18 protein-coding genes are annotated in these 23,552 nt (G+C 51.2%); 3 read left to right on the forward strand and 15 right to left on the reverse strand.

Going from position 1 to position 23,552, the window contains the following annotated elements:
* Positions 1–143: 143 nt before the first annotated feature.
* The 3 genes from EJN92_RS00105 to metE all read right to left on the reverse strand — a co-directional run bounded on the left by EJN92_RS00105 (position 144) and on the right by metE (position 5,592).
* Positions 144–1,127: an SDR family NAD(P)-dependent oxidoreductase gene (locus EJN92_RS00105; RefSeq protein ID WP_227869627.1), complete on the reverse strand. Its 984-nt coding sequence runs from the start codon at positions 1,125–1,127 to the stop codon at positions 144–146.
* A gap of 23 nt (positions 1,128–1,150) precedes the next feature.
* Positions 1,151–2,941: an alginate export family protein gene (locus EJN92_RS00110; protein WP_126125972.1), complete on the reverse strand. Its 1,791-nt coding sequence runs from the start codon at positions 2,939–2,941 to the stop codon at positions 1,151–1,153.
* 332 nt (positions 2,942–3,273) lie between these two features.
* Positions 3,274–5,592, reverse strand: coding sequence for a 5-methyltetrahydropteroyltriglutamate--homocysteine S-methyltransferase (gene metE / locus EJN92_RS00115; RefSeq protein WP_126125973.1), 2,319 nt, complete (start codon positions 5,590–5,592; stop codon positions 3,274–3,276).
* Positions 5,593–5,699: 107 nt separating this feature from the next.
* Here metE and EJN92_RS00120 point away from each other — a divergent pair, with 107 nt between their 5' ends.
* The gene (locus EJN92_RS00120; protein WP_126125974.1) at positions 5,700–6,623 is read left to right on the forward strand and encodes a LysR family transcriptional regulator; all 924 of its coding nucleotides are present in this window, start codon (positions 5,700–5,702) and stop codon (positions 6,621–6,623) included.
* A gap of 10 nt (positions 6,624–6,633) precedes the next feature.
* Here EJN92_RS00120 and rraA read toward each other — a convergent pair whose 3' ends face one another.
* Both rraA and EJN92_RS00130 read right to left on the reverse strand, forming a co-directional pair.
* Positions 6,634–7,128: a ribonuclease E activity regulator RraA gene (rraA, locus tag EJN92_RS00125; RefSeq protein WP_126125975.1), complete on the reverse strand. Its 495-nt coding sequence runs from the start codon at positions 7,126–7,128 to the stop codon at positions 6,634–6,636.
* Positions 7,129–7,436: 308 nt separating this feature from the next.
* Positions 7,437–8,690 (reverse strand): MFS transporter, encoded by a 1,254-nt coding sequence (locus EJN92_RS00130; protein WP_126129678.1) that lies wholly within the window; start codon positions 8,688–8,690, stop codon positions 7,437–7,439.
* Positions 8,691–8,876: 186 nt separating this feature from the next.
* On the opposite strand from EJN92_RS00130, the gene EJN92_RS00135 reads away from it, so the two are divergent.
* Positions 8,877–9,665, forward strand: coding sequence for an AraC family transcriptional regulator (locus tag EJN92_RS00135; protein WP_126125976.1), 789 nt, complete (start codon positions 8,877–8,879; stop codon positions 9,663–9,665).
* A gap of 26 nt (positions 9,666–9,691) precedes the next feature.
* Here the strand turns inward: EJN92_RS00135 and EJN92_RS00140 are convergent, their stop codons facing one another.
* From EJN92_RS00140 to EJN92_RS00175, 8 genes are all read right to left on the reverse strand, one after another.
* On the reverse strand, positions 9,692–11,437 hold the full coding sequence (locus tag EJN92_RS00140) for a diguanylate cyclase domain-containing protein (RefSeq protein WP_126125977.1): 1,746 nt from the start codon (positions 11,435–11,437) through the stop codon (positions 9,692–9,694).
* 193 nt (positions 11,438–11,630) lie between these two features.
* A complete protein-coding gene (locus tag EJN92_RS22040) occupies positions 11,631–13,196 on the reverse strand; it encodes a methyl-accepting chemotaxis protein (protein ID WP_126125978.1) in 1,566 nt (521 codons plus the stop codon).
* Positions 13,197–13,439: 243 nt separating this feature from the next.
* Positions 13,440–16,049, reverse strand: a complete 2,610-nt coding sequence (clpB, locus tag EJN92_RS00150; RefSeq protein ID WP_126125979.1) for an ATP-dependent chaperone ClpB — start codon at positions 16,047–16,049, stop codon at positions 13,440–13,442.
* 145 nt (positions 16,050–16,194) lie between these two features.
* The gene (gene pip / locus EJN92_RS00155) at positions 16,195–17,157 is read right to left on the reverse strand and encodes a prolyl aminopeptidase (protein ID WP_126125980.1); all 963 of its coding nucleotides are present in this window, start codon (positions 17,155–17,157) and stop codon (positions 16,195–16,197) included.
* A gap of 175 nt (positions 17,158–17,332) precedes the next feature.
* Positions 17,333–17,818 (reverse strand): molybdopterin synthase catalytic subunit MoaE, encoded by a 486-nt coding sequence (gene moaE / locus EJN92_RS00160; RefSeq protein WP_126125981.1) that lies wholly within the window; start codon positions 17,816–17,818, stop codon positions 17,333–17,335.
* Between the two features lie 42 nt (positions 17,819–17,860).
* On the reverse strand, positions 17,861–18,118 hold the full coding sequence (gene moaD, locus EJN92_RS00165; protein ID WP_126125982.1) for a molybdopterin converting factor subunit 1: 258 nt from the start codon (positions 18,116–18,118) through the stop codon (positions 17,861–17,863).
* Positions 18,119–18,136: 18 nt separating this feature from the next.
* Positions 18,137–19,381 carry a molybdopterin molybdotransferase MoeA gene (locus EJN92_RS00170; protein ID WP_227869630.1) on the reverse strand — a complete coding sequence of 415 codons (1,245 nt, stop codon included), beginning with the start codon at positions 19,379–19,381 and terminating at the stop codon, positions 18,137–18,139.
* A gap of 350 nt (positions 19,382–19,731) precedes the next feature.
* Positions 19,732–20,622 carry an outer envelope protein gene (locus EJN92_RS00175; RefSeq protein WP_227869631.1) on the reverse strand — a complete coding sequence of 297 codons (891 nt, stop codon included), beginning with the start codon at positions 20,620–20,622 and terminating at the stop codon, positions 19,732–19,734.
* 324 nt (positions 20,623–20,946) lie between these two features.
* Here EJN92_RS00175 and EJN92_RS00180 point away from each other — a divergent pair, with 324 nt between their 5' ends.
* A complete protein-coding gene (locus EJN92_RS00180; RefSeq protein WP_126125983.1) occupies positions 20,947–21,549 on the forward strand; it encodes a glycine zipper 2TM domain-containing protein in 603 nt (200 codons plus the stop codon).
* Between the two features lie 110 nt (positions 21,550–21,659).
* On the opposite strand, the gene EJN92_RS00185 is transcribed toward EJN92_RS00180, so the two are convergent.
* Together EJN92_RS00185 and rimO are read right to left on the reverse strand one after the other, a co-directional pair.
* Entirely contained in the window at positions 21,660–22,028 is a 369-nt protein-coding gene (locus EJN92_RS00185) for a hypothetical protein (RefSeq protein ID WP_126125984.1), read from the reverse strand.
* 89 nt (positions 22,029–22,117) lie between these two features.
* Positions 22,118–23,509: a 30S ribosomal protein S12 methylthiotransferase RimO gene (rimO, locus tag EJN92_RS00190; protein ID WP_126125985.1), complete on the reverse strand. Its 1,392-nt coding sequence runs from the start codon at positions 23,507–23,509 to the stop codon at positions 22,118–22,120.
* Positions 23,510–23,552: the final 43 nt, after the last annotated feature.

Below are 23,552 nucleotides of genomic sequence, written 5' to 3' on the forward strand. Positions count from 1 at the left end.
ATGCCTGAAGAAGCGCATGGGCTATGCGCGCTGGCAGAGGCACTTGTGAAATTCGAAAAGCGCGCACAATTGTGAGCTTACACATTACAAAACGCCCCAAGCAGGGCTGGCGCAAGGCGCGAGCTTCCCGTATTTAAGTTCCTTTAATAAGCGGTCCAACCGCCATCGGTTGCAAATAAACCGCCGGTTAGATTAGACGCTTCATCCGATAAAAGGAAGCAGATCACCGACGCTTGTTCCCATACCGTGGCTTGGCGTTTTTTACTATCGGCATAGGCCAGCAAGCTCATGGTTTTGGTGCGTCCCATATTGACCGCATCCGGGTTTTTATTTTCTTTGCTGGCGGCCATCACAAACTTGATCGCCATATCGGTCATCGCTGTTTCAGTTGCAGCCATATTCACGGAGTTAATTCGGATACCGTTGGGCGCGTAATCGATGGCACCATTGCGGGTTAAGCCGCTGCAAGCATGCTTACTGGCGACATAGGCGGCGTTTCCTGCCAGACCAGTCAAACCCGCAATTGAGCAGATATTCACAATAGCGCCACCCTTACCTTGTTTTAATATAGGCTGGAGTTCGGCACGCATAGATTTAAAAATCCCGGTGGCGTTAATGTCCATGAGTGTGTCAAAGTATTCGTCACCAGCATCGGCGATGGCACTAGGCAGTAGCGCTTTTTGCTTTTGATAGTCAAAGACTGCATCGGGAGCCATAGCCGCCATGACGCCTGCCGCATTAAGCGCGCCATTTAAGCTACCATAGGTGCTCACTGCCAGTTCTACCGCTTTTTTCAGATCCTCGTTTTTGCGTACATCGCCCTGTACAAACTCAGCCTTGCCACCTTCTTTACGGATCTGCGCTACCGTCTCTGCGCCTTCCTTGGCAAGCACGTCAAAAATGACGACATTGGCGCCTTCACGCGCCAAGCGTATCGCTGACGCGGCACCAATACCACGCGCACCGCCCGTGATCAGATAGGTTCTCCCCTCGTGCCGTTTAGGGATGAAATAGCTAGGATCAATCGGCTTAATATCAACCTGTTTGTAGTTCTGCGCCGAAACCGGAGCAGTCCCAAAAGCGGTAGAAAGCAAGAAAAGAGCCAGTGTTTTTTTAAATATAGACATGGTGTAATCCTTATGGTGAAACATCAGAAACGAGCGATCATCAGGGCGCTGGCGCTAAACCAGTTCTTAAAATCATAGTTCAGGCTCTGGCGTATGGCTAAGCCAGGTTGGGTGTAGGCAGTAGAAAAAACAAAAATTAAATTCGGACTTGCCACATACCGTGCGGTGAGGTTGATCTCTTTACCGAGGTCTTTGTCGGTATACGTTGATAAGGCTTGCGCGCCACCCAGATTATTCAAGGTATCGGCTTTAAAAATCCAAAACTGCGGTGTCAATTCCCAGCGTGGCGAGGCTTGCAGGCGCGCCATAAAGCGATGCGCGATCACATTGGACGTTTGCACGACTTTATATTGATTCAATCCTTGCACCCACTCATCGCCACCGCCACCGGCAAACAGTGGATCCCAACGTTCGAACGTGGAAGTCTTTGGATTGTCGCCACTAAAATAAGAATAGCGATAACTGAGTGTAGGTCGCCACGTCGCATCATGAAATTGGTAGCCAGCCTCGACATACCCAGCACGCGCATCCATATCAAAGTCACGATGGGTCTGGCGGGCTAACTCCGCCCGCGCATACGGACCAGAACCACTGAGCGGCGCATCTAATGAGAGTCGAATATCTGCCACCCGCAAACCAGCGCGTGAATACACTGCACTATTGGTGTAGTACGCCGCATTTGATGATGGAATCTCTAGCAGCATGGCACCTAGCCTTAGCTGTGGCAATAAACGTCCTTCGTAATTAATGCCGTTGATGATGGTTTTAGTGTCTAGCTCTTCTAACTCATCTGGGTTGAGACGAAACAGTTCTAGCTTATGCGCGTCATAAATGAATTGCGCATGTATGAGCTGCTCTGCTGCATTGCGCGGGTTCGATTGCAAGGCCGCACGCGCGCCCCCATTGGCTGAGGATAGGCGAAGTATCATGCCATTATCGACTTGAAATGATTTACGTCCATACAGCAAACTCATCTGGCGTATGCCGCCTTGCTGCGTCGTATTGGTACCGATCAAACCGACATAAGCGTCTTCGACATGTCCATGGGTGCGGCTGACATCAGTAAACAATTCCGGTCCCCAGGAACCTGAAGCTATATAGCTGCCAGCGCCAAAAACAGAGACGTGCTCAGTGATGGCACTCAAGCCATACAAACCGGCTTCTACACTACTTTCCAGCCAGGTATCGGTGCCTTGCTTGCCAGATGGCGACAAGGCGAGTGGATTACCCGACGTGAGTACCTCAGGCCGACCAAAAAAGGCATTCGTATTTGAGAACAGCATAGACTTGTTCTCAAGCTTGGCGCGCAAGACCGTCTTATCATCGGCATATAGAACCGGGAAATCTTTCCAAGTACGATCGGCTAACCAGCCTATGCCCTGCTCGCCCAGCGGCTTGGCCAAATCGCTCAGGGTAACTTTGACGATAATCTCAACATCGCCGTTAGCACTAGTCTGCGTTTGATACTCAGCATTGCCAACAAACTTTAAACGTTTGACTTTATTGAGCATCAACTGGCTACGCATGGTATCAAAATAGCTGCCCGGGTAGATAGCAAAAGCCTGCAGGGTCGCATCCCGATAAGTCGGATTTTCTATCGCAGCATTATCAAAAACAACCCTTACCGCCTCCACCCGCCTCCCCGAATAATCGCCGTCCGAATTGGCAATACTGGGCGCAGTGAGCAACATCAGCAGAACACCAAGGCAAATGGCAGTTAAACTTTGCGCCAGCGGCGAGCCCATTTTAAGGGCCTGAATGCGCGCTAACAAAGGGCGCAAACGAGTCGTAGTTTGTGTCAGCATCAGTGCCATTACTGTTTCCTTGGTGCGTGAGTCAAACTGCGCAATCACGATCACAAAAACAAGCGCAGCCAGCTAGTAATTATACCCAAAAAACTCATTTTTATTACATAAAACACACTTACTTGCAATTTTTAACAAGATTTCCAAGCTGCCGATAAAAGCGGTGCGTCTTCAAAAAATAACAGGCCAGCGAGATTGCCCAGCAAAACCAGGACGCGCAGCACAATGCATAAAATTCGCGCAAGCACCTAGCCGCAGGCGCATAGCCGATGCGCCTTGCAGGCCGACATGCCTGGAGAAGCGCATGGAATATGCGCGTTGGGCCACCCTGCTTTTAAAAACTAACAGCAATCGGCATGCTCGGCCTCCTCGCTGATGCTAGCACTGGCGCGCAATAACTTAGCCGCTTGCACCATGTGTTCTAAGGCGGCGATGGTTTCTGGCCAGGCGCGGGTTTTTAAGCCGCAATCGGGATTCACCCATAGCCTTGCGTCGGGGATCACGCTTCTGGCTTTTTGCAAAAGATTTTGCATTTCGCTCACCCGTGGCACCCTTGGCGAGTGAATGTCGTAGACGCCGGGGCCGATGTCGTTGGGGTAGGCAAAATCGCCAAAGCCGGCGAGTAATTCCATGTCCGAGCGTGAGGTTTCTATGGTGATGACGTCGGCATCCATGGCGGCAATCCAGGGCAGGATGTCGTTAAACTCTGAATAGCACATGTGTGTATGGATTTGGGTCTCATCGCTAACACCGGCCGAACTGAGTTTAAAGGCCCGCACCGCCCAATCGAGATAGGCGGCCCAGTCTTTGCGCTTCAAGGGCAGACCTTCGCGGAAAGCCGGTTCATCTATCTGTATCATACCTATCCCGGCGCGCTCCAGATCTTGCACTTCGTCGCGCAAGGCCAGCGCGATTTGCAAAGCGGTAGTCTGGCGCGGCTGATCGTCGCGCACAAACGACCATTGCAACATCGTGACCGGGCCGGTCAGCATGCCCTTCATGGGTTTATCGCTCAGGCTTTGCGCATACTCGCTCCATGCCACCGTCATCGCTTCGGGTCGATACACATCGCCATAGATGAAAGGCGGCTTGACGCAGCGCGAACCATAACTCTGGACCCAGCCATTCAGGCTAAAGCCATAACCCCATAATTGTTCGCCAAAATATTCGACCATGTCGTTACGCTCAGGCTCACCATGCACCAAAACATCGATACCGATTTTTTCTTGCGCTTCAACCACCAGACGGATCTCGGCGCGCATCGCTTCCAGATACTCGATATGCTTGATTGCGCCGCGTTTATAGGCTGCGCGGGTTTGTCGTATCAAGGCGGTTTGTGGGAAGGAGCCTATGCTGGTCGTAGGAAACAGCGGCAAGGCAAAACGCTGCTGCTGGGCCGCGATGCGCTGGCTAAATGGATGCTGCCTTTGGGCGTCGCTACTCCTCACTTCCGCCAGCCGTTTTTGCACGACGGGGTTATGAATCCGCGCCGAACTGGCACGACTGGCGATTGCGGTTTGCGCCGCGATAAATTGTGGCAAAACCGCTTCGGCATTGCCATGTAATGCTAGTTTCAAGGCCACTACTTCGTCCAGCTTTTGTGTGGCAAACGCCAGCCAACTGAGGGTCTCGGGTGCCAGACTGGTCTCGGCGGCCAGATCGACCGGCACATGCAGCAGCGAGCAGCTAGAACTTATCCATAATTGATCGCCAAGTTGCTGCTGCAGCGGCTGCAATTGCTTCAGCAAGCTAGACAAATCGGCACGCCAGATGTTGCGACCATCGATCACACCAGCTGACAAGACCCGACCCTGCGGCCAGTTTTCCAGGAAAGCAGCGAGCTGTTGCGGCGCTCTGACCAGATCGAGATGCACGCCGTCTAGCGGCAGACTATGGATCAGACTAGCGTGCTCGTCCACCGCTTCAAAATAAGTGCTCAGCAAAAGTTTGGGGGCTTGCTGCGCCAGTGCTGTGTAGCTGGGTAAAAACGCATTAAGCCATTGCTGATCCAGATCCAGGGCCAGAATCGGCTCATCAATCTGCAGCCATTCGACTCCGGCTTGCTGCAAGCGACTCAGCACTTTTTGGTAGGCTGGTATCAGCTTGTGCAGTAGTTCCAGACTATGCCCCAAGCCGCCCTTGGTCTTACCCAGATACAGCAAACTCAGTGGCCCCAGCAAAGTCACTTTGGGCGTATGCGCCAAAGCCTGTGCCTCTGCCAGCTCTTCAAACAGCCAATCGACGCCGCCGTCAAAACGGCTGTCGGCAGTCCATTCTGGTACCAGATAATGGTAATTGGTGTCGAACCATTTGGTCATCTCCATGGCGTGATGCTGAGGATTGCCACGCGCGGCGACAAAGTAATCGGCCAAAGACAGCTGCTCAGTCTCAAAACCGAAACGCGTGGGCAAGGCGCCGAGCAAGGCCAGCGTGTTTAAGACTTGATCGTACCAGGCAAAGTCGCCGACACAGACCAGGTCTAGGCCAGCTGCTTGCTGCAAGGCCCAATGCCGCTGGCGCAGCGCGCTGCCGGTATCGCGCAGGCTGGCCTCGGTAATCGCGCCGCTCCAGTAAGCTTCTTGCGCAAACTTTAATTCGCGGTGTGCGCCTATGCGCGGAAAACCTAAAACATGGGCACGGCTCGGTGTAGGGTGGGTCATTTTTTTGCTCCTATCATTTTTCGTATTGCCATCATGATAGAAAATGCATTATGATTCAAACGACATATTTTAAGAATTAACTTGAATTTCATTCATACAAAAACCTTATGCATTCCATCCTCGAACTACGCCATCTAAAAACCCTGCACGCCCTGCGCGAGGCCGGCAACCTCTTGCGCGCGGCGGTCTTGCTCAATCTCACGCAATCGGCCTTATCGCATCAGATCAAGCTACTCGAAGAACATCATGGCGTCGCGCTGTTTGAGCGCAAGACTACGCCTATCCGTTTTAGCGCCGCCGGCGAGCGACTCTTGCAATTAGCCGATAGCGTGTTGCCGCTGGTGGCCAATACCGAGCGCGATCTGGCGCGAATGGCGCAAGGCGTGGCCGGACAATTGCGCATCGCGGTGGAGTGCCATACCTGTTTCGATTGGCTGATGCCAGCCATGGATGTGTTCCGCCAACGCTGGCCCGAGGTCGAGTTGGATATCGTCTCCGGCTTTCAGGCCGATCCGGTGGGTCTCTTGTATGAGCACAAGGCCGATATTGCCATCGTCTCGGAGATGGATGAGACTGAGGCAGTCCGCTACCATCCACTGTTTCGCTTTGAGATCGTGGCACTATTGGCCAAAGACCATGCGCTGGCGCAGCAGGACTATCTGAACGCCGAGGATTTCGCCAGCGATACCCTGATTGCCTATCCGGTGCCAGACGAGATGTTAGACGTAGTGCGGCAAGTACTGAAACCGGCCGGTATCACACCAGCGGCACGCCGCAGCACAGAATTAACGGTGGCGATGTTGCAACTAGTGGCCAGCAAACGCGGCATCGCCACGCTGCCGTTGTGGGCCGCGCAAAATTATCTGAATCGTGATTATGTCTTGGCCAAGCGCATTACTAAGGCGGGCTTGACCGGCCGACTGTATGCGGCCTGTCTGCCAGAACTGGCGGACAAGGCCTATTTGAATGATTTTGTAACGACTATCCGCGAGAGTAGTTATCTCAATTTGCAGAGTATAGAGCTGCTGTAAATTCAGGTAGTTAAGCCAAGGCGGTTTTGGTCACTAAAACGCCATCGAGATCGGCATAAAGCCAGTCACCCGGATGGATGCTGATACCGGCAATCGTAATCTTTACGTCGCGCTCGCCGCCGCCTTTTTTGACGCTGCGTACCGGCATAGAGCCCAGCGCACGCACCCCGATCTGAGATTGATTAATTTCATCGACATCGCGGATGCAGCCGTGCACCACGATCCCAGCCCAGCCATTTTTTTCGGCCAGCACCGCTAAATTACCGCCGACCAGGGCGCAGCGCAAACTGCCACCGCCATCGATCACCAAAACTTGGCCTAAGCCAGGCATTTCCAGCGTACTGCGCACCATGCCGTTATCCTCGAACAATTTGAGGGTGACCGCAGGGCCGGCAAATTTTTGTTTGGCACCGAAGCGCAAGAAAATTGGCGGCAGCGCAGCCAAACTGCCGGCCACTAATTGATCTTCATGGGCGTCGCACAAGTCGCAGGTAGAGAAAGTCATGGCAGCTCCTAAAAAAAACAATAAGTATAGGACTTACGCAAAATTGACCCAGCTAGGCGTGCCGCCGAAGACAGTACTTCAGTACGGCAAGGCGGATACAACGACGCTGGGGCGGTTTTGCGTATGTCCTAATGTATATACTCCCCTAAAAAATTTTAAAATATACCTAATCGCGCATATATCCATTGGGCGATTAAAAAATACTAGGGGTAGTATCTAAGTCTACAGTAAGAAGCTCAGGCCAGCCACAGCGACGCTAGTGGCTGGCATCTAGTCTAAATCAACACTAAGCCAAACCTAGACCAACGCTAGGCCGCGCTCACCAAGTTGCGCGCGCGGGTGGCGCTGCCGACGTTTACCGCAGTCATTATCGCCAACACCTGAAACACACCGACGCAGACAAATACCCAGGACGGATGATGCGCATCCATTACCGCACCAAACAGTAGCGGCGCACAAGCCAGACCACTATCGAGGCCCGAGTACACCACGCCATACACGCGCCCGGTGGCATTGCTAGGGGCTGCTGCACGTATCATCAAATCCCGTGATGGTCCGGCGATCCCTGAGCAAAAACCGATCACCACCATCAAGACCAGCGCCAGCCAAGCACTGCCCCAACCCGACGCCAACAGCAAAGCCATACAGCCGGCGAAAGTAAAAGCGTAAGCAATAATTTTATCGTGATGCGTGGTTTTTGCCGCTAAAAACCCACCCAGCAACATACCCGCAGCCGAAGCCAGCATATAGCCGGTGTAGGCGCTGGTGGCCCAGGCCAGTGACATGCCGTACAGATCACGCAAGCTGGCCGCCGAAAAACTCTGGATGCCGCCCAAGGCCATCGCGGTCATAAAAAAGAAGGCAAAGCACATCCAGACTGCCGGTAAGCGTAGAAAATCCAGGCTGCCTTCACTACTTTTTTGTGTCACGGCTGATGTCGCCGCTGATGTGGCCGCTACTGTCGGCGCTCCGGTATCTAGGGCGGCGCGATACACAAACAATAAGACCAACACCGCAATTGGCAAGCAAGCTGCTGCCAACAGCGCAGTACGCCAGTCGTAGATGCCGGCCAGGCTGACCAAAAATACCGGTGCCGCCGCCCACCCCAGATTGCCGCTAATGCCATGGATAGAAAAAGCATATCCCAAGCGCGCAGTGGAGACCTTTTTATTCAATATGGTGTAGTCAGACGGGTGAAACACACTATTGCCCAAACCGGCCAGCATGGCGCCGATCAGCAGCATAGGGTAGCTGTGCGCACTGGCAAGCCACAAGGCCGACAACGCCAGACAAGTCACGCCAAACAGCAAAACCTTAAACGCCCCCAGTTTATCGACCACAAAGCCGGCGGTGGCCTGACCGACGCCTGATACGATAAAAAACACGCTCATCAACAAGCCCAGCTCAGAATACGAGAGCGCAAACGCCTCTTTAAGCCAGGGGAAAAGCGGTGCCAGTATCATGTGAAAAAAATGCGATATGCCATGTGCCACGCCCACCAGCGTGATCACCAGCGCGTCTTGACGCAATTGCGGCGCGCTAGGCGCTGATGTGCTTGGCATTGCCGTTCGTGCTGTATTTCGTGCTGCACTCATAGGTCTTCTTTCAATTAGGTCGAGTGTTAAGGCGATTGCAGTAAAGGGAAGCGACCTCACTGCGCAAGACTGCCAATGAAACAAAGTATAAAGAAAAAGACAAAGTCGGTTTTAAGATAAAATGACAAAAATTATCGCAAAACGGTCAAACCCATGTGCACTCAGGTGATTACCCATACCGGCCCCATTAGCAGCCAATTATTCCCCACCGAGCAACGTCCGGTGCGTATCGTGGCGCGTGATCTGCAAGCTGATGAGCTATTACTGGCGCATCAGCACCCTTGGGCACAGGTCACCTATGCGCTGGATGGCGTGTTGCAGGTGTTTGCCAATCAACAAACCTGGTTCGTACCACCGATGCGTGCGATCTGGATACCGGCCGATATCGAGCACGAAGTGCGCACCCTGGAGAAATCCCAATTACGAGTCATCTACGTAGCAAAACAGCAGGCCCCGATTAATCGGAACGACTGTGTGGTCTTGGAAGTGAGTGCCTTAATGCGCGAACTGGTGCGCGCCTTAAGTGCCATACCTGCTGCCGGGCCGCGCGAAGATCATCTGGTCGCCAGCTTACTCGATGAATTAGCCATCGCGGTCAGCTTGCCCATGAGCGTACAGATGCCACGCGAAAAACGCCTGAAAACTTTATGCATGGCCTTACTCGCAGAACCGGCCTCTGCCCTCACCCTGCGCGATTATGCGCAACAGGTGGGTGCTTCTGAGCGCACTTTGGCGCGCCTGTTTGAGCAAGAATTAGGTATGAGTTTTGGCAGTTGGCGTCAGCAAATGCGACTGGCACGCGCCGCGCCGCTGATCGCTAGCGGCCAGCCTTTATCGGCGGTCGCAGCTGAACTCGGTTACGCCAGTCAATCGGCGTTTTCAGCCATGTTCAAGAAGACCTTCGGCAAATCACCATCCGCATTTTTTAAACCACAAATTTAAAAAATAGAAGCGTGCTGAGCACGTGGTCAATGCGCCTCACGCTCCGCTTTCCGGCGTTTTTTATCCTCAAACATGCGCATATCGGCCACGTGCAAGAGTTCATCGACCGCTACTCCATCAACAGGATAGAGCGCAATGCCGATAGAAATCCCGACCGCCCCGCTCCTGTCATCGCCCAAAGCAATCGGTGCCTCTAAGGATCTATGCAGCTTGGCACATATCTGCTCGAGTATCGCGGGCTCGGCCACCCCGTGCAGATACACCGCGAACTCATCACCGCCGAAACGCCCTGCCGCATCTTCTTTACGGATAGAGCCGAGCAAGCGACTGGCAATCTCGATTAAGACCTTATCACCGGCCTCGTGGCCATAGTTATCATTGATTTCTTTAAACGAATCAAGATCGATGAATAACAAGGCAAACGGCAGCCCGACACCATCCGTGGCGCGCCGCGATCTAAAACTGAGCTGAGAAATAAACGCCTCACGATTGAGTAATTTAGTCAGAGTATCGAAATGCAGGTGCTGCTCCATATTCTGAAAACTTTGCGCCAGCACACCGATTTCATCGTTACGATGAATTTCTACCCCTTTAAACGGCAGTCCACTGCCTATGCTTTGTGCCGCCTCGCTCAATTTACGCAGATCACGCATGCTGCGCGCCAGTATCAGATAGCCTGCGATCAAAATCCCGAAGATCACCGCCAATCCCAGCATCAGACTAATCTTGCTGATACGCGCTACTTCCACGCTGAGCGCCGAACGTGGCACCGCCAGCACCGCGACCCAATGCAGGCCATCGCCAGCCTTGAGCAGCGTGGCGGCAATATGTACTTCATCCAGATCGCTGTCGATTTTTTGCAAAACCGGCTGAGCTAGGCTCAGCTGCGCCAGCATGGCCTGACGCACATGACGCGCCGACAGATGCATCAAGGCGCTAGAACCCTCGGTTGCTAGCTGACGTTTAATCGTATTATCGGAATTGCGCACATAAGCGATTTCGTTGAGAGAGCTGGCAATCAATTCATCCGAAGCTTCCATCACATAAGCAATGCCGCCTTTAGGGATAGGCAGCGCCTGCAAAAACGAGCTAATTTGTTTGAGCGACAGATCGGTGGCGACCACCCCGCGCACATCTTGTCGATTTTTTTGATCCACGATAACCGCTTTGCTGAGTGTCAGCAGTGGCTCTTTTTTTGTAAAATCAATATATACGGGTGACCATGAAGGCTGGGTTTGGGTTATTGCGGTTTTGTACCAGGGACGTTGTTTCGGATCAAATTGATCGCTGCGCAAGAGAGCGATTCTCTGCCGCGGCCCGGACATACTAAAGACATCGCTGGTTTTCTCGCCAGCCTGGCGATATCTAACCTCTACCCGCGCATCCAACACCAAACGTTTAACGCTCACAAAAGAGCCATTTTCACCGGCAAAATACGCCAAATTATTAATATCGGGAAAAAGACCGGTAGCAATCCAAAGCCTTTCCTCTATCGCCCCCAAGTCTTCGGGAAAATTAAGCGGCAAAAAAAATTGATGATCGGGGCTCACCACCGGATCAGGCGCAATCGCGTTCAAAATCACTTGCGCACTGGATAAATGTCTATCAACCTCGCCCTGTATGCGGGCGCTTAAAGAAGTGAGTATTTTTTGCGCCGCGGCATCACTCAGGCTCTCGCTAGAGCTATGCACGACCCAAGCCATCATCGCCGCCAGCACCAGCATCAAGACGATAAAAAGGAGCACAAAAATTCTTTGCAATGAATTGCGCATGGGAGGCTAAACCTATCGTAAAGCTACGAAAGATCTTGCAACTTGCTTTGGCACCTAAGTAGCCATAGGAAAATAGGTTGGGCCGAGAGTAAGTAACAAGTGCTAGCTAGCAATGTAACAGAATTTAGCCTGAACTTCTGCGAAGAGATGCCAAACGTAGGCCGGAAAACACAGCCCCACACTAATTTACCAACTAGAGTTTGAATACACTCACTAACTGCATCAAAGATTCAGTCTGTTCATGCAGGGCATGCGCACTGGCTGCTGCCTGCTCTACCAAGCTGGTATTTTCCTGGGTGATTTGCTCCATCTGTACGATGGATTGATTTGCCTGCTCTATCCCGGCATGCTGCTCGCGACTAGAGTTACTGATCTCGCCCATGATATCGGTAACGCGCTTGACGCTGACGACGATTTCTTGCATGGTGGTGCCAGCATGAGCCACCATCACACTACCAGCATCGACCTGCTCCAGCGAGTCGGCAATCAAGGCCTTAATTTCTTTGGCCGCGGCAGCCGAGCGCTGCGCCAGATTGCGCACCTCGGTGGCGACCACCGCAAACCCCCGGCCCTGCTCACCAGCACGTGCCGCTTCTACCGCCGCATTCAGGGCTAAAATATTGGTCTGAAAAGCGATGCCATCAATCACGCTAGTAATATCGACGATCTTCACCGCCGAGGCATTGATGGAGCTCATGGTATTGACGACTTGACTTACCGCCTGCCCACCCTTGCGCGCAATCTCGGAAGCCGATTGCGCCAGCAAATTCGCCTGCTGCGCATTCTCGGCATTTTGCTTGACGATACCGGTCAACTCTTCCATCGCAGTGGCGGTTTCTTGCAAGGCCGAACTCTGCTGCTCGGCGCGTGCCGATAAATCCAGATTGCCGCTGGCGATCTGACCAGAGGCATCGGCTATCACGCCACTCACGTGCCGGATGTCACCCACGGTTTGCACTAAATTAGCCTGCATTGCCTGCATATCGAACAGCAAACTTTGATTATCTTTGGCACTCAAATTAAGCGACTGACTTAAATCGCCACCAGCGATTTCACGCACTATCCTGGCGGCATAACCGGGCTCCCCGCCCAGTTGGCGATACACATAATTAGTTAAGGCCACACCCAGCGCAATCGCAAACAAAGTACCCAGAGCGATCGCCATAAAAATCGCCGTGCGCAGGCTAGCGTAGCGCGTGTTCGATTGCTCATATTCAGACTTAGCCTGCTCCACTTGCATGTGCCGCAAGGCCTCTATGCCTTTGCGCACTGCCAGGCTCAAGCCCTGTAATTTATCTTGCAATTGACTGGCCGCGACCAAATCGCCCGCCAGCATCGCTGCCACGGCAGGAGAAAAACTTTCCTTGTCCATTTTCTCGCGCGCACTAGCTAAGTTTTTTGCCAGCGCACTCTCTTCTTCGGATAAGTGGTTAGCCATATACAGCGACCAGGCCGTATTGATTTCACTGGTATTTTTTTCGATTTGCCCAGCCTTGAGCTTGATGGTTACCTCCATCGAATCTTGTAAGGCATCCGCTAAAGCCAGCTGATTTTGCACCAACAGTCTATCGATTCTGGAAATTTGTTCTAAACTCAGAGTACGATTTTGGTACACACTTTTCAGCCCCTCATTCGACTTATTCATACCGTACAAGCCTAGCGAACCGATGACGATAGTCAACAGACAGAGTAAGCCTATGACAATTGTCAGGCGTTTTTTGAGGGTAAGAGTGAGGGTGGAATTAAGATTCAGATTCATAGTAGCTTCGATTCAGGCAAAAGAAATCTCTCTTTTGTTGCCGCAAAGCATAATTGAAGAATATGTCGTGCTGATGACAATCCTGTCCAAAGAAGGTCAGACTTTAAATATATTTAGTTTTAACCCCTTTAGAATCGAGATAATGACGATCTACTATGTGATTAATTTATGCGCCTGCAAAAAAATTGGCTCATGTTTTCACATGAGCCTAGACTTTAAGTTAACGACGCTTCCTTACATTAATTATGCAGCCAGGTTTTCAGCCTGAGCTTGTCCTTGAGTAAACACAAAATTGCCATGTTCGACCTCTACCGCAATCACATCTTTCGGGCCGAACTTACCTTGCAAGATCATTTTTGACAAACTATTTTCTATCTCTTGCTGTATTGCGCGTTTCAAAGGTCGGGCGCCATACACAGGATCAAATCCTGCCTCCGCAATTTTTTCCAGCGCCGCATCACTGACCTGCAAGCCCATCTCCATACTCGCCAGACGTTTCGCCAAGACCTGTAACTGGATTTTCGCGATCGAGGCGATATTCTTGGCATCGAGCGCATGGAATACCACGATTTCATCAATACGGTTAATGAACTCGGGACGGAAATGCGCTTTCACCTCGCCCATCACGGCCATCTTAATCACTTCGGGATCACTGCCTTCCATCGCCTGTATCTGATGCGAACCCAGATTCGAGGTCATCACGATCACGGTGTTTTTAAAGTCCACCGTGCGTCCCTGGCCGTCAGTCATGCGGCCATCATCGAGCACTTGCAATAAAACGTTGAACACATCGTGATGCGCTTTTTCTACCTCGTCGAGCAAGATCACACTATACGGTTTGCGGCGCACCGCTTCGGTCAGATAACCGCCTTCTTCGTAACCGACATAGCCCGGTGGCGCACCGATCAACCTTGCCACTGAATGCTTCTCCATGAATTCGCTCATGTCTATACGTATCAGCGACTCTTCGGTATCAAACATAAAGTTTGCTAGCGCCTTGCACAGCTCAGTCTTACCGACCCCGGTTGGACCCAAAAACAGGAAGGAGCCATACGGACGACCAGGATCACCCAAACCGGCGCGTGAACGGCGGATCGCATCTGAGACCGCTTCTATGGCTTCATGCTGGCCGACCACCCGTTTATGCAAGGCGTCTTCCATCTGCAGTAATTTTTCGCGTTCGCCCTGCATCATGCGTGAGACCGGGATGCCGGTGGCACGTGAAACGATTTCAGCAATCTCTTCGGCACCAACCTGAGTGCGCAGAAGCTTGAGTTTACCGGCACCGGCCTCTTGATTGGTATCGGCCTGTTTAAGTTGCGCCTCGAGTTCAGGCATGCGGCCATACTGCAACTCCGACATCGCCTGCCAGTCGCCTCTACGCTTAGCCTCATCCATCTGCAGGCGAATTTTCTCTATCTCTTCTTTGATATGGGTACTGCCTTGTACCGTGGCTTTTTCGGCCTTCCAGATTTCTTCCAGATCGGCATACTCGCGAGAGAGCTTGGCGATTTCGTCTTCGATCAATACCAAACGTTTTCTCGACCCCTCGTCCTTCTCGCGCTTGACCGCTTCTTTTTCAATTTTTAACTGGATCAGACGCCGATCCAACTTATCCATCACCTCTGGCTTGGAATCGATCTCTATCTTAATCTTGGCGGCCGCTTCATCGATCAAATCGATCGCTTTGTCCGGTAAAAAACGGTCGGTGATATAGCGATGCGATAGCTCGGCTGCAGCAACGATCGCCGGGTCGGTAATATCCACGCCGTGATGCACCTCGTACTTTTCTTGCAGACCGCGCAGGATAGCGATAGTCGCTTCCACGCTAGGCTCATCGACGATAATTTTTTGGAAGCGGCGTTCCAGTGCCGCGTCTTTTTCTATATATTTGCGATACTCATCGAGCGTGGTCGCGCCCACGCAATGTAACTCGCCGCGCGCCAAGGCAGGCTTGAGCATATTGCCGGCATCCATCGCGCCTTCGGCCTTCCCTGCGCCGACCATGGTGTGCAGCTCATCGATAAAAACGATAGTCTGGCCTTCATCCATGGCGATCTCTTTCAAGACCGCTTTCAGACGCTCTTCAAACTCGCCTCTAAATTTAGCCCCAGCCAATAAAGCCGCCATATCCAGCGACAACACGCGTTTGGACTTGAGACTATCGGGCACTTCGCCATTCACAATACGCTGCGCCAAGCCTTCGACGATGGCAGTTTTGCCGACACCAGGCTCACCGATTAACACCGGATTATTTTTACTCCTACGCTGTAAAATTTGAATTGCTCTACGAATCTCATCGTCGCGACCGATCACAGGATCAAGCTTACCCAGGCGGGCACGCTCGGTCAGATCCAGCGTATATTTTTTCAGGGCTTCGCGCTGACCTTCGGCCTCTTGCGAGTCGACTTTCGCGCCACCGCGTACCGAACTAATCGCAGCCTCAAGTGCTTTGCGGGTTAGTCCATTTTCGCGCACCAGTTTGCCTGCCTCAGACTTATCATCGGCCAGCGCCAGCAAGATCATCTCACTGGCGAGAAACTCGTCGCCGCGTTTCAGAGATTCTTTTTCAGCCAGATTGAGTAAGCCTGTCAGTTCCCGCCCTATCTGCACTTGACCATCGGTGCCCGAGACCTTCGCCAAGCGGTCGACTGCGCTCTTCAGACCATTCGAGAGACTCGCCACGTTCACGCCCGCTCTTTGTAATAAAGAGCGCGCGCTGCCGTCATCCTGATTCAACAAAGCCAGCAACAGATGCACCGGCTCTATGTATTGATTATCATTGCCCACTGCCTGACTTTGTGCGTCCGCCAATGCTTCCTGCAACTTCGTCGTCAATTTATCTAAACGCATGACCGCTCCCTATGGAATAAGCTGGAATATAAGCTGAAAATAAGTTCTTACAGCTTAGATTAGGATAGCGGCGCGCTTTTCAAGCGAGTTTCTTGTAAAAATACGTGGAAACTTTGCGTTGCCGCAAATGCGGCATATCGTCGATTTACAAAAACTGACCGTGCAGTTTAAATTGCTCGGTAGCACGCACGAGTTCGGCAGCGATACCTGGCTCCATCGCGGCATGCCCGGCGTCGCCGATAACATGATATTTGGCCGTGGGCCAAGCCTGGTGCAGGCGATACGCCGAGACTGGCGGGCAAATCACGTCATAGCGCCCCTGCACGATCACTGCAGGAAGATGGCTAATCTTGGCGATGTTTTTGATCAACTGATCTTCTTCCATAAAAGCGGCATTGAGCATGTAATGCGCTTCTAGCCGGCCTATACCCAGACTCACTTCATCAGACTCAAAATCGGCAATCGCCTGGGGCTGAGGTTCCAAGAATAGGCAAGAACCCTCGTAACGACTCCAGTTGCGCGCCGCTTCCATATAGACTTCAGGTTCATCGCAAAACAGGCGCTTGACGTAGGCTTGCAACAAGTCATGCCTTTCATCCACAGGAATCGCCTCGGCGAAGCGCTGATGCACTTCCGGATAGAAGTTGCGCATGCCATTGACGAACCAATCGACTTCGATCTTAGTGCATAAAAAGATGCCGCGCAAAACAAATCCCAGGCAGACCTCGGGATGCGCCTCGCCGTAGGCTAATGCCAGAGTTGAGCCCCAGGAACCGCCAAACACCAGCCATTGGCGAATGCCCAGCATCGTTCGGATTTTTTCTATGTCGTCTATCAGTAAGGCCGTGGTGTTCTGCTGGTATTCGCCCAAAGGCGTCGACTTACCCGCACCACGTTGATCGAACAAAACGATACGGTAATGCGCAGGATCGAAGAAGCGCCTATGGGTAGGCGAAGTACCACCGCCGGGACCGCCATGCAAAAACAGTACGGGCTGTCCCTCAGGATTGCCGCTCTCTTCCCAATACAGGGTGTGTAAATCGTCGACCGCCAACATGCCGTGGCGGCTAGGTTCTAGAGGCGCGAACATCAAGGTGTTTTCAGACATAATGAACTCGGTAAATGAAGATACTAGGGGTGGGTATTATTGGCATGCGCACGTACTTATTGCGCAAGTAGGGGTGTTTTTAGGCATACCCCTATATTTATAATAAAAAATAGTAAGCAATGCAGCTAGATCGAACAGCTAGATCAAACCACAAAAAACGCAGATGCAAATTTGACTAAGGCACACTCTTGGTGACCGCATTATTCGACACCAGACCCCATTTAGCCAGTGCAAGATCATCAGTTTCACGCGCATCGACCCAGCGCTGCCCCTCTGGCGTTTGTTCTTTTTTCCAGAATGCGGCCTGCGTCTTCAGATAATCCATGATGAATTCGCAGGCCGCAAAAGCCTCACCGCGATGCGCGCTAGCCACTGCCACCAGTACAATTTGGTCCAGAGGCTGGAGCAAGCCGACTCTATGAATGACCAGGCACTCCATTAAAGCCCAACGGTGCTGCGCCTCTGCCACAATCTCCTGCAGTGCTTTTTCTGTCATGCCGGGATAGTGTTCTAGCTCCATGCTCTGCACATCGAGACCTTCATTGAGATCACGCACCACCCCGACGAAGCTGACTATAGCCCCAACCTTGGGGCTATGCGCACGCAACTTCGCCACTTCTGTGCTCAGATCAAAGTCTTCCGTTTGTACAAAAATCGCCATCACTTATTTTCTCTTACTTTCGCTAATCGAGACAAGCCAGTTTTACCCACCGGTCACCGGAGGGAAAAACGCCACTTCTGCACCGTCAACAATACTGGTCGCAGCTTCGGTCATTTGCTGATTGTAGGCCATGCGCAAAGCGCGCCCTTCAGCTAACACCTCGGCCCAGACACCACCGCGCGCCACCAGCCAAAGCCTGACATCGCCTACCGTTTTCACCTGCTCTGGCAGCGTCACCGTTTCTTCAGAGGTCCCAAGTTTTTCCCGCACACTGGCAAAAAATCGTAATTGAATTTTCATTTATCTAGGCTCTAAAAATTAATTCATCAAATGGCTAAAAGGAATAAATTTCACCATGTCACCCGCCGCGATCACCTGACCAGGCGGCAGATCGATCAAACCATCGCCCCAGACTGTCGATGTCAGCACCGCGGAACTTTGATTCGCAAACAAATCGAGGCCACCATCCGCATTGATACGCGCGCGCAAAAACTCATTGCGTCTATCCGGCTTAGTCCACGCAAAATCAGCGCGCATCGCGTAGGCTTGCGGGCTCGCCAAAGAACTGGCCGTCATGCCCTGCATAGCGAGGATGAAGGGTCGCACAAACAATAAAAAAGTCACGAAACTAGAGACCGGATTGCCGGGTAGCCCCAGAAAAAATGCTTGCTCATCGCCTGATTTATTGGCTCGCTCAATTTCACCGAAGGCCAGCGGCTTACCCGGTTTGACGGCGATCTGCCACATATTCAGACGCCCTTCGGCCTCCACTGCGGGTTTAATATAGTCTTCTTCACCGACTGAAACGCCACCCGAAGTAATGATCAGATCATGCTCTTGGGCGGCCAGACGTAAGGTGCTGCGGGTCGCCTCAAGACTATCGGGCACGATGCCGTAATCGGTCACCAGGCAGCCCAGATTTTGCAATAGGCCAGTCAGCAGAAAGCGATTCGAATTATAGATCGCACCAGGTTTTAAAGCTTCGCCCGGCATCGCTAATTCATCGCCAGTAAAAAATACCGCCACGCGTAAACGCCGCAATACTGGCAAAGTGGCCAAACCTACCGACGCCGCCAAACCCATTTCCTGCGCCCGCATGCGGGTTCCTGCAGGCAAAATAGTCGCACCACTGGCGATATCCTCACCTTGCCGGCGGATCCACTCGCCAGGCTGGGGTGCGTGCGCCACCGTGACCATCTCACCGTCCTGCGCACACTGCTCTTGCATCACGACCGCATCTGCGCCCAACGGTATCATGGCGCCGGTAAATATTCTGGCGGCAGTGCCCGCTTCCAACGCTTGCCCGACATGGCCAGCGGGAATTCTTTGTGAGACCCGCAAGCGCGCCTGTCCACTAACACAGTCCGCCGCGCACACTGCATACCCATCCATCTGAGTATTGTCCATAGGTGGCACATGCAACAAAGAACTTTGCGCCTGCGCCAATACGCGCCCGTTTGCCTCCAGGGTCGAGACCGTTTCAACTTCGCTCACTGGCCGCGCTGCGGCGAGTAAAAAATCAAGCGCCTCAGCGACGCTTAACATGGGTTTTTTAAAAGTCATAGATTGATTTCAGTGGTTACACAGCGAGCAATAGGTGCTAGCGCTTAATTCGTCGCGGCTATATTGTAACGCTTGCGAGCACTCAGCATGCGCGCTCTAGCGCTACAAATTAGCACCTCGCACTCAATAGCGGCGAATCAGCGTAGCCCGCCACATTTTCAAAACCACAAACGGGATAGAAGACCAAGCTGGCTTTGACAAAAACCAGACTACAAAGAATATGAGAAAATTTACCTCAAATTAAAAAGGGCAGGATCACGATTGCGATCCTGCCCTTTTTCTATTTGATAGTGACATCACTCACATCGCCTTATTTCTAATCTGAACTATATAGTATCGCCGTAGACAACTTAAAAATGATACTCAACACGTATCATCGGGGTGCTCGCTTTATTGCCTTGTCCACCGGTGGTTAATGAAGTGTTCCCAAATTTATTATTCCAATATTGGTACTCCAAACCGACCCTCAGTCCATTCTTCCCTTTGCCGAAAGCGGCCCCCAAATCGAGCATTAACTGCATATCTATATTCGTCTCAACCCCAGTCTCGTTACCGACTTCATCGACGCCTTTGGCTGCGATCAGATTGGCGTAACCCTCAAACGACAACATAGTATTTAATGGTATGCCCCAATCCGCGGTCAGCATAGGGTGGACTTTATAATGGTAACGTCCAGTCACATTCGATATCGGCGGATAAGCTCCGCTAGGCGCATTACTCTCGCTCAACAACAATAAACTGGTACTGAGATGCCCAGGAACATCCCACATTAAAGTTGGCCCCAGCACTAGCATCTGTTTTCTAGAATTGTAAGCAACGTCGTTCTTGGTGTTCCAATCGAAACCCAGCGTCACGCCCGCACCACGCACCACGCCAAAGCGCACGTCCGATCCCTTCAACTTACCGATATCAAAGGTATGTCGATACACCACATAAGCCTCTTGTGCCCCTGCTGTTTGTCCTAATGATGCAGGATCATTGCTATCCGACTGTAGAAAATCGACATTAAAAAAATTACTGCCGTATTGGTAGCCACTAACATGCGTTAAGGCAAAAATGTACTTCCTAATATCCGAGGGATTAAACGGCTCTCGAAAATCATTGCCAGCACGCACACTAAGTGCGGTGTCGCTCCAATCAGCAGCATTGGCGTTGGATAGCGCAGCACCAGCAATGAGCAAGCTGATGCTGCATTGAGAAATGCAGCATACACACTTGAAACACTTAGACTTGAAACACATGTTGACTCCTAATCGATCATGCACGACGACGCCAAGGACGACCAACGCTCACTATTTGATGAGATACCGGCGAATAAAATATTCGAAGACTATGAAAGCTACAGTGAGTACAAGGGAACGCAAATAAGCGTAGAAAAAGCAAAGCCTAGATTGAGTATATTAGAGTGATCCAAGGTTTTCAAGTGCGTGTATTTTGTGCACACATAGCGAGATTATTTGAGATTTTTGGACTATCATATAAAAGTACGCAATCGGTTTTTATGCTGTTTCAGGCAAGGCAAATACAGCAAACGCACGCCCATCCTTTGACTGAAAGTTCATAGTATGAAAAAACATATTTTCATTTCAAGCCTCCTGTTTGCAATATGCACTACCGTCTACGCACAGGGAAATTCGCAACAGCAACATGGTGCAGATAACAGCAAACAAATTTCGGCACGCTACGCTGACGACAAAAAACTGTGCGCAGAAGAGAGCAATTCCAGCACTAGAATGCAATGTTTGCGCGATGCCAAAGAAGAGTATGACAAATCTATTGCCTCTGCAAAAACCAATTCCACAAGCAATAAATCAAATGAAAAAAGTACTCATACCTGTGCTGAATGTGGAAAAGTTATTGCCGTCGACATACAAGATAAAAAGGGTGAAGGTAGTGCATTAGGTGTTATCGCTGGCGGTGTTGTCGGTGGCTTACTAGGAAATCAGGTCGGTGGCGGGACTGGGCGTAGCCTCGCCACCATCGCAGGCGCTGCCGGTGGCGCCTATGCAGGAAACAAGGTAGAAGCCAACATGAAAACCAGTAAAATTTGGGTAGTCAGCGTACATTATGATAATGACAGCAAAAATACCTATGAATTCGATCATGACCCAGGCTACCGCGTAGGAGAGTTAATTCGACGCAACGGAAATGGGATAGAAAAGCGCTGAGCTCTTGGTTTAGGATCGGTTAAGATAAAACCGATACCAAGACTATCAATTTAAAGGCCACAAACACGCGGTGTTTGTGGCCTTTAAACATAGACTTGCGAAGTAAAAATTTACTTGCTAGAAACTGATTTTTTCGTTTTGTTACTATTTTTTGCAGGCACTAATTCAAGTGAAAAACTCTCGCTACGCATACCATCATCCGACTGCCAGGTACCGCGCAAACTAGTGCCAATCAACTCGCCATCCCATTGTCCGGAAACATCAACGCCGTCTTCCGACTCTTCCATCGTCAGCTTGTTGCCGGTGATCTCGCCCGCCAATAAGATTTTATTGCCGTGATTGCGCTTCCCACCTTGCACCAAATAGCTACCCTCTACGCTATCAGCATCTTCCAGCTTAGGTTGCAGTTTCATTTGAACTGTATCTTTACCCAATTTACCACGCAACTCTATCTGCTTGGAAAACACGGGGTTAGACATAGGAGGCAAGGCCGCTGCCGCACAACAGTTAACTGAAAAGACAGTTGCAAGTCCTAAGCTTGCAATTTTCAAGCCTTGGCTTAAGGAGATCAAACGGCCTCACCCCAAAGATCATGCGCATCCGCAGCAGTAATAGTCACATCTACAAACTCGCCGACCTGAAGCTTACGATGCGGCTCAAACGGAGGTTTCACGTAAACCACACCATCAATTTCCGGCGCATCAGCAGAACTACGCCCAACACCACCACTACGATCCAAGCTATCTATCAACACGCGCATGGTTTTACCGATTTTGGCTTGCAAGCGCTTTTTAGAAATGCCTTCTTGCAACTCCATCACGCGACGGCGTCTGTCTTCACGTACGTCGTCTGGCAATTGGTTTGTTAATTCATTTGCGCTAGCGCCTTCTACAGGTGAATAGGCAAAACAACCAAGGCGATCAATCTCAGCCTCTCTCAGGAAGTCCAGCAGGTATTCAAACTCTTCTTCGGTCTCGCCGGGGAAGCCTGCGATAAAGGTAGAGCGGATAGTAATATCTGGACACATGGCGCGCCATGCTTTAATTCGTTCTATGTTTTTTTCGCCGCTAGCAGGACGCTTCATACGCTTAAGCACATCTGGGTGCGCATGCTGCAAAGGCACGTCCAGATATGGCAAGACGTGTCCATTATTCATGAAGGGAATAATCTGGTCTACGTGAGGATAAGGATAAACATAATGCAAACGCACCCATGCCCCATATCGCTTGGCCAACTCGCCTAGCGCCTCGACCAATTGTGTCATATGGGTTTTAATTGGCTTGCCGTCCCAGAAGCCCATACGGAATTTAATATCAACACCGTAGGCACTCGTATCCTGTGAAATTACCAGTAACTCTTTCACCCCAGCTTTAAATAGGTTTTCAGCCTCAACCAACACATCACCAATCGGACGCGACACCAGATCTCCGCGCATCGATGGGATGATGCAAAAACTACAGCGGTGATTACACCCCTCAGATATCTTCAAATAGGCAAAATGCTTGGGTGTCAGTTTGACTCCCTGCGGAGGAACCAAATCCAAAAATGGCTCGTGTGGCTTTGGCAGATGTAAATGCACAGCACTCATAACTTCGGTCAAGGCATGTGGGCCCGTGACCGCCAAAACTTTAGGATGTATGCTTTGTATCAGGTCGTTTCCATCTGCATCTTTTTTCTTGCCTAAACATCCAGTCACGATTACTTTACCGTTTTCATTGAGTGCCTCAGCGATCGCATCGAGCGACTCTTGCACTGCAGCATCAATAAACCCACAAGTGTTAACGATGACCAAATCGGCGCCATCGTAGGACTTCGCTGTATCGTAACCCTCAGCACGTAACTGTGTCAGAATTTGTTCGGAATCGACCAAGGCTTTGGGACAACCCAAAGAGACGAAGCCCACCTTAGGATTAGGCTTAGCGTTGATGACTGGAGATACTGCAGATATTTCTAGAGACATAATAAAAAAGGAAGAGGTACAAAGCAATCTGCTATTGTACCTC

The sequence above is a fragment of the Undibacterium parvum genome, from assembly GCF_003955735.1.
GTDB lineage: Bacteria > Pseudomonadota > Gammaproteobacteria > Burkholderiales > Burkholderiaceae_D > Undibacterium > Undibacterium parvum.

Coding starts and splice junctions, on each gene's coding strand:
- pip (WP_126125980.1), bottom strand. CDS start 17,157: ATGTCTGAAAACACCTTGATGTTCGCGCCTCTAGAACCTAGCCGCCAC.
- EJN92_RS00170 (WP_227869630.1), bottom strand. CDS start 19,381: ATGACTTTTAAAAAACCCATGTTAAGCGTCGCTGAGGCGCTTGATTTT.
- moaE (WP_126125981.1), bottom strand. CDS start 17,818: ATGGCGATTTTTGTACAAACGGAAGACTTTGATCTGAGCACAGAAGTG.
- EJN92_RS22040 (WP_126125978.1), bottom strand. CDS start 13,196: ATGAATCTGAATCTTAATTCCACCCTCACTCTTACCCTCAAAAAACGC.
- EJN92_RS00105 (WP_227869627.1), bottom strand. CDS start 1,127: ATGTCTATATTTAAAAAAACACTGGCTCTTTTCTTGCTTTCTACCGCT.
- metE (WP_126125973.1), bottom strand. CDS start 5,592: ATGACCCACCCTACACCGAGCCGTGCCCATGTTTTAGGTTTTCCGCGC.
- EJN92_RS00130 (WP_126129678.1), bottom strand. CDS start 8,690: ATGCCAAGCACATCAGCGCCTAGCGCGCCGCAATTGCGTCAAGACGCG.
- EJN92_RS00120 (WP_126125974.1), top strand. CDS start 5,700: ATGCATTCCATCCTCGAACTACGCCATCTAAAAACCCTGCACGCCCTG.
- moaD (WP_126125982.1), bottom strand. CDS start 18,118: ATGAAAATTCAATTACGATTTTTTGCCAGTGTGCGGGAAAAACTTGGG.
- clpB (WP_126125979.1), bottom strand. CDS start 16,049: ATGCGTTTAGATAAATTGACGACGAAGTTGCAGGAAGCATTGGCGGAC.
- EJN92_RS00135 (WP_126125976.1), top strand. CDS start 8,877: ATGTGCACTCAGGTGATTACCCATACCGGCCCCATTAGCAGCCAATTA.
- EJN92_RS00185 (WP_126125984.1), bottom strand. CDS start 22,028: ATGTCTAACCCCGTGTTTTCCAAGCAGATAGAGTTGCGTGGTAAATTG.
- EJN92_RS00180 (WP_126125983.1), top strand. CDS start 20,947: ATGAAAAAACATATTTTCATTTCAAGCCTCCTGTTTGCAATATGCACT.
- rimO (WP_126125985.1), bottom strand. CDS start 23,509: ATGTCTCTAGAAATATCTGCAGTATCTCCAGTCATCAACGCTAAGCCT.
- EJN92_RS00140 (WP_126125977.1), bottom strand. CDS start 11,437: ATGCGCAATTCATTGCAAAGAATTTTTGTGCTCCTTTTTATCGTCTTG.
- EJN92_RS00110 (WP_126125972.1), bottom strand. CDS start 2,941: ATGGCACTGATGCTGACACAAACTACGACTCGTTTGCGCCCTTTGTTA.
- rraA (WP_126125975.1), bottom strand. CDS start 7,128: ATGACTTTCTCTACCTGCGACTTGTGCGACGCCCATGAAGATCAATTA.
- EJN92_RS00175 (WP_227869631.1), bottom strand. CDS start 20,622: ATGTGTTTCAAGTCTAAGTGTTTCAAGTGTGTATGCTGCATTTCTCAA.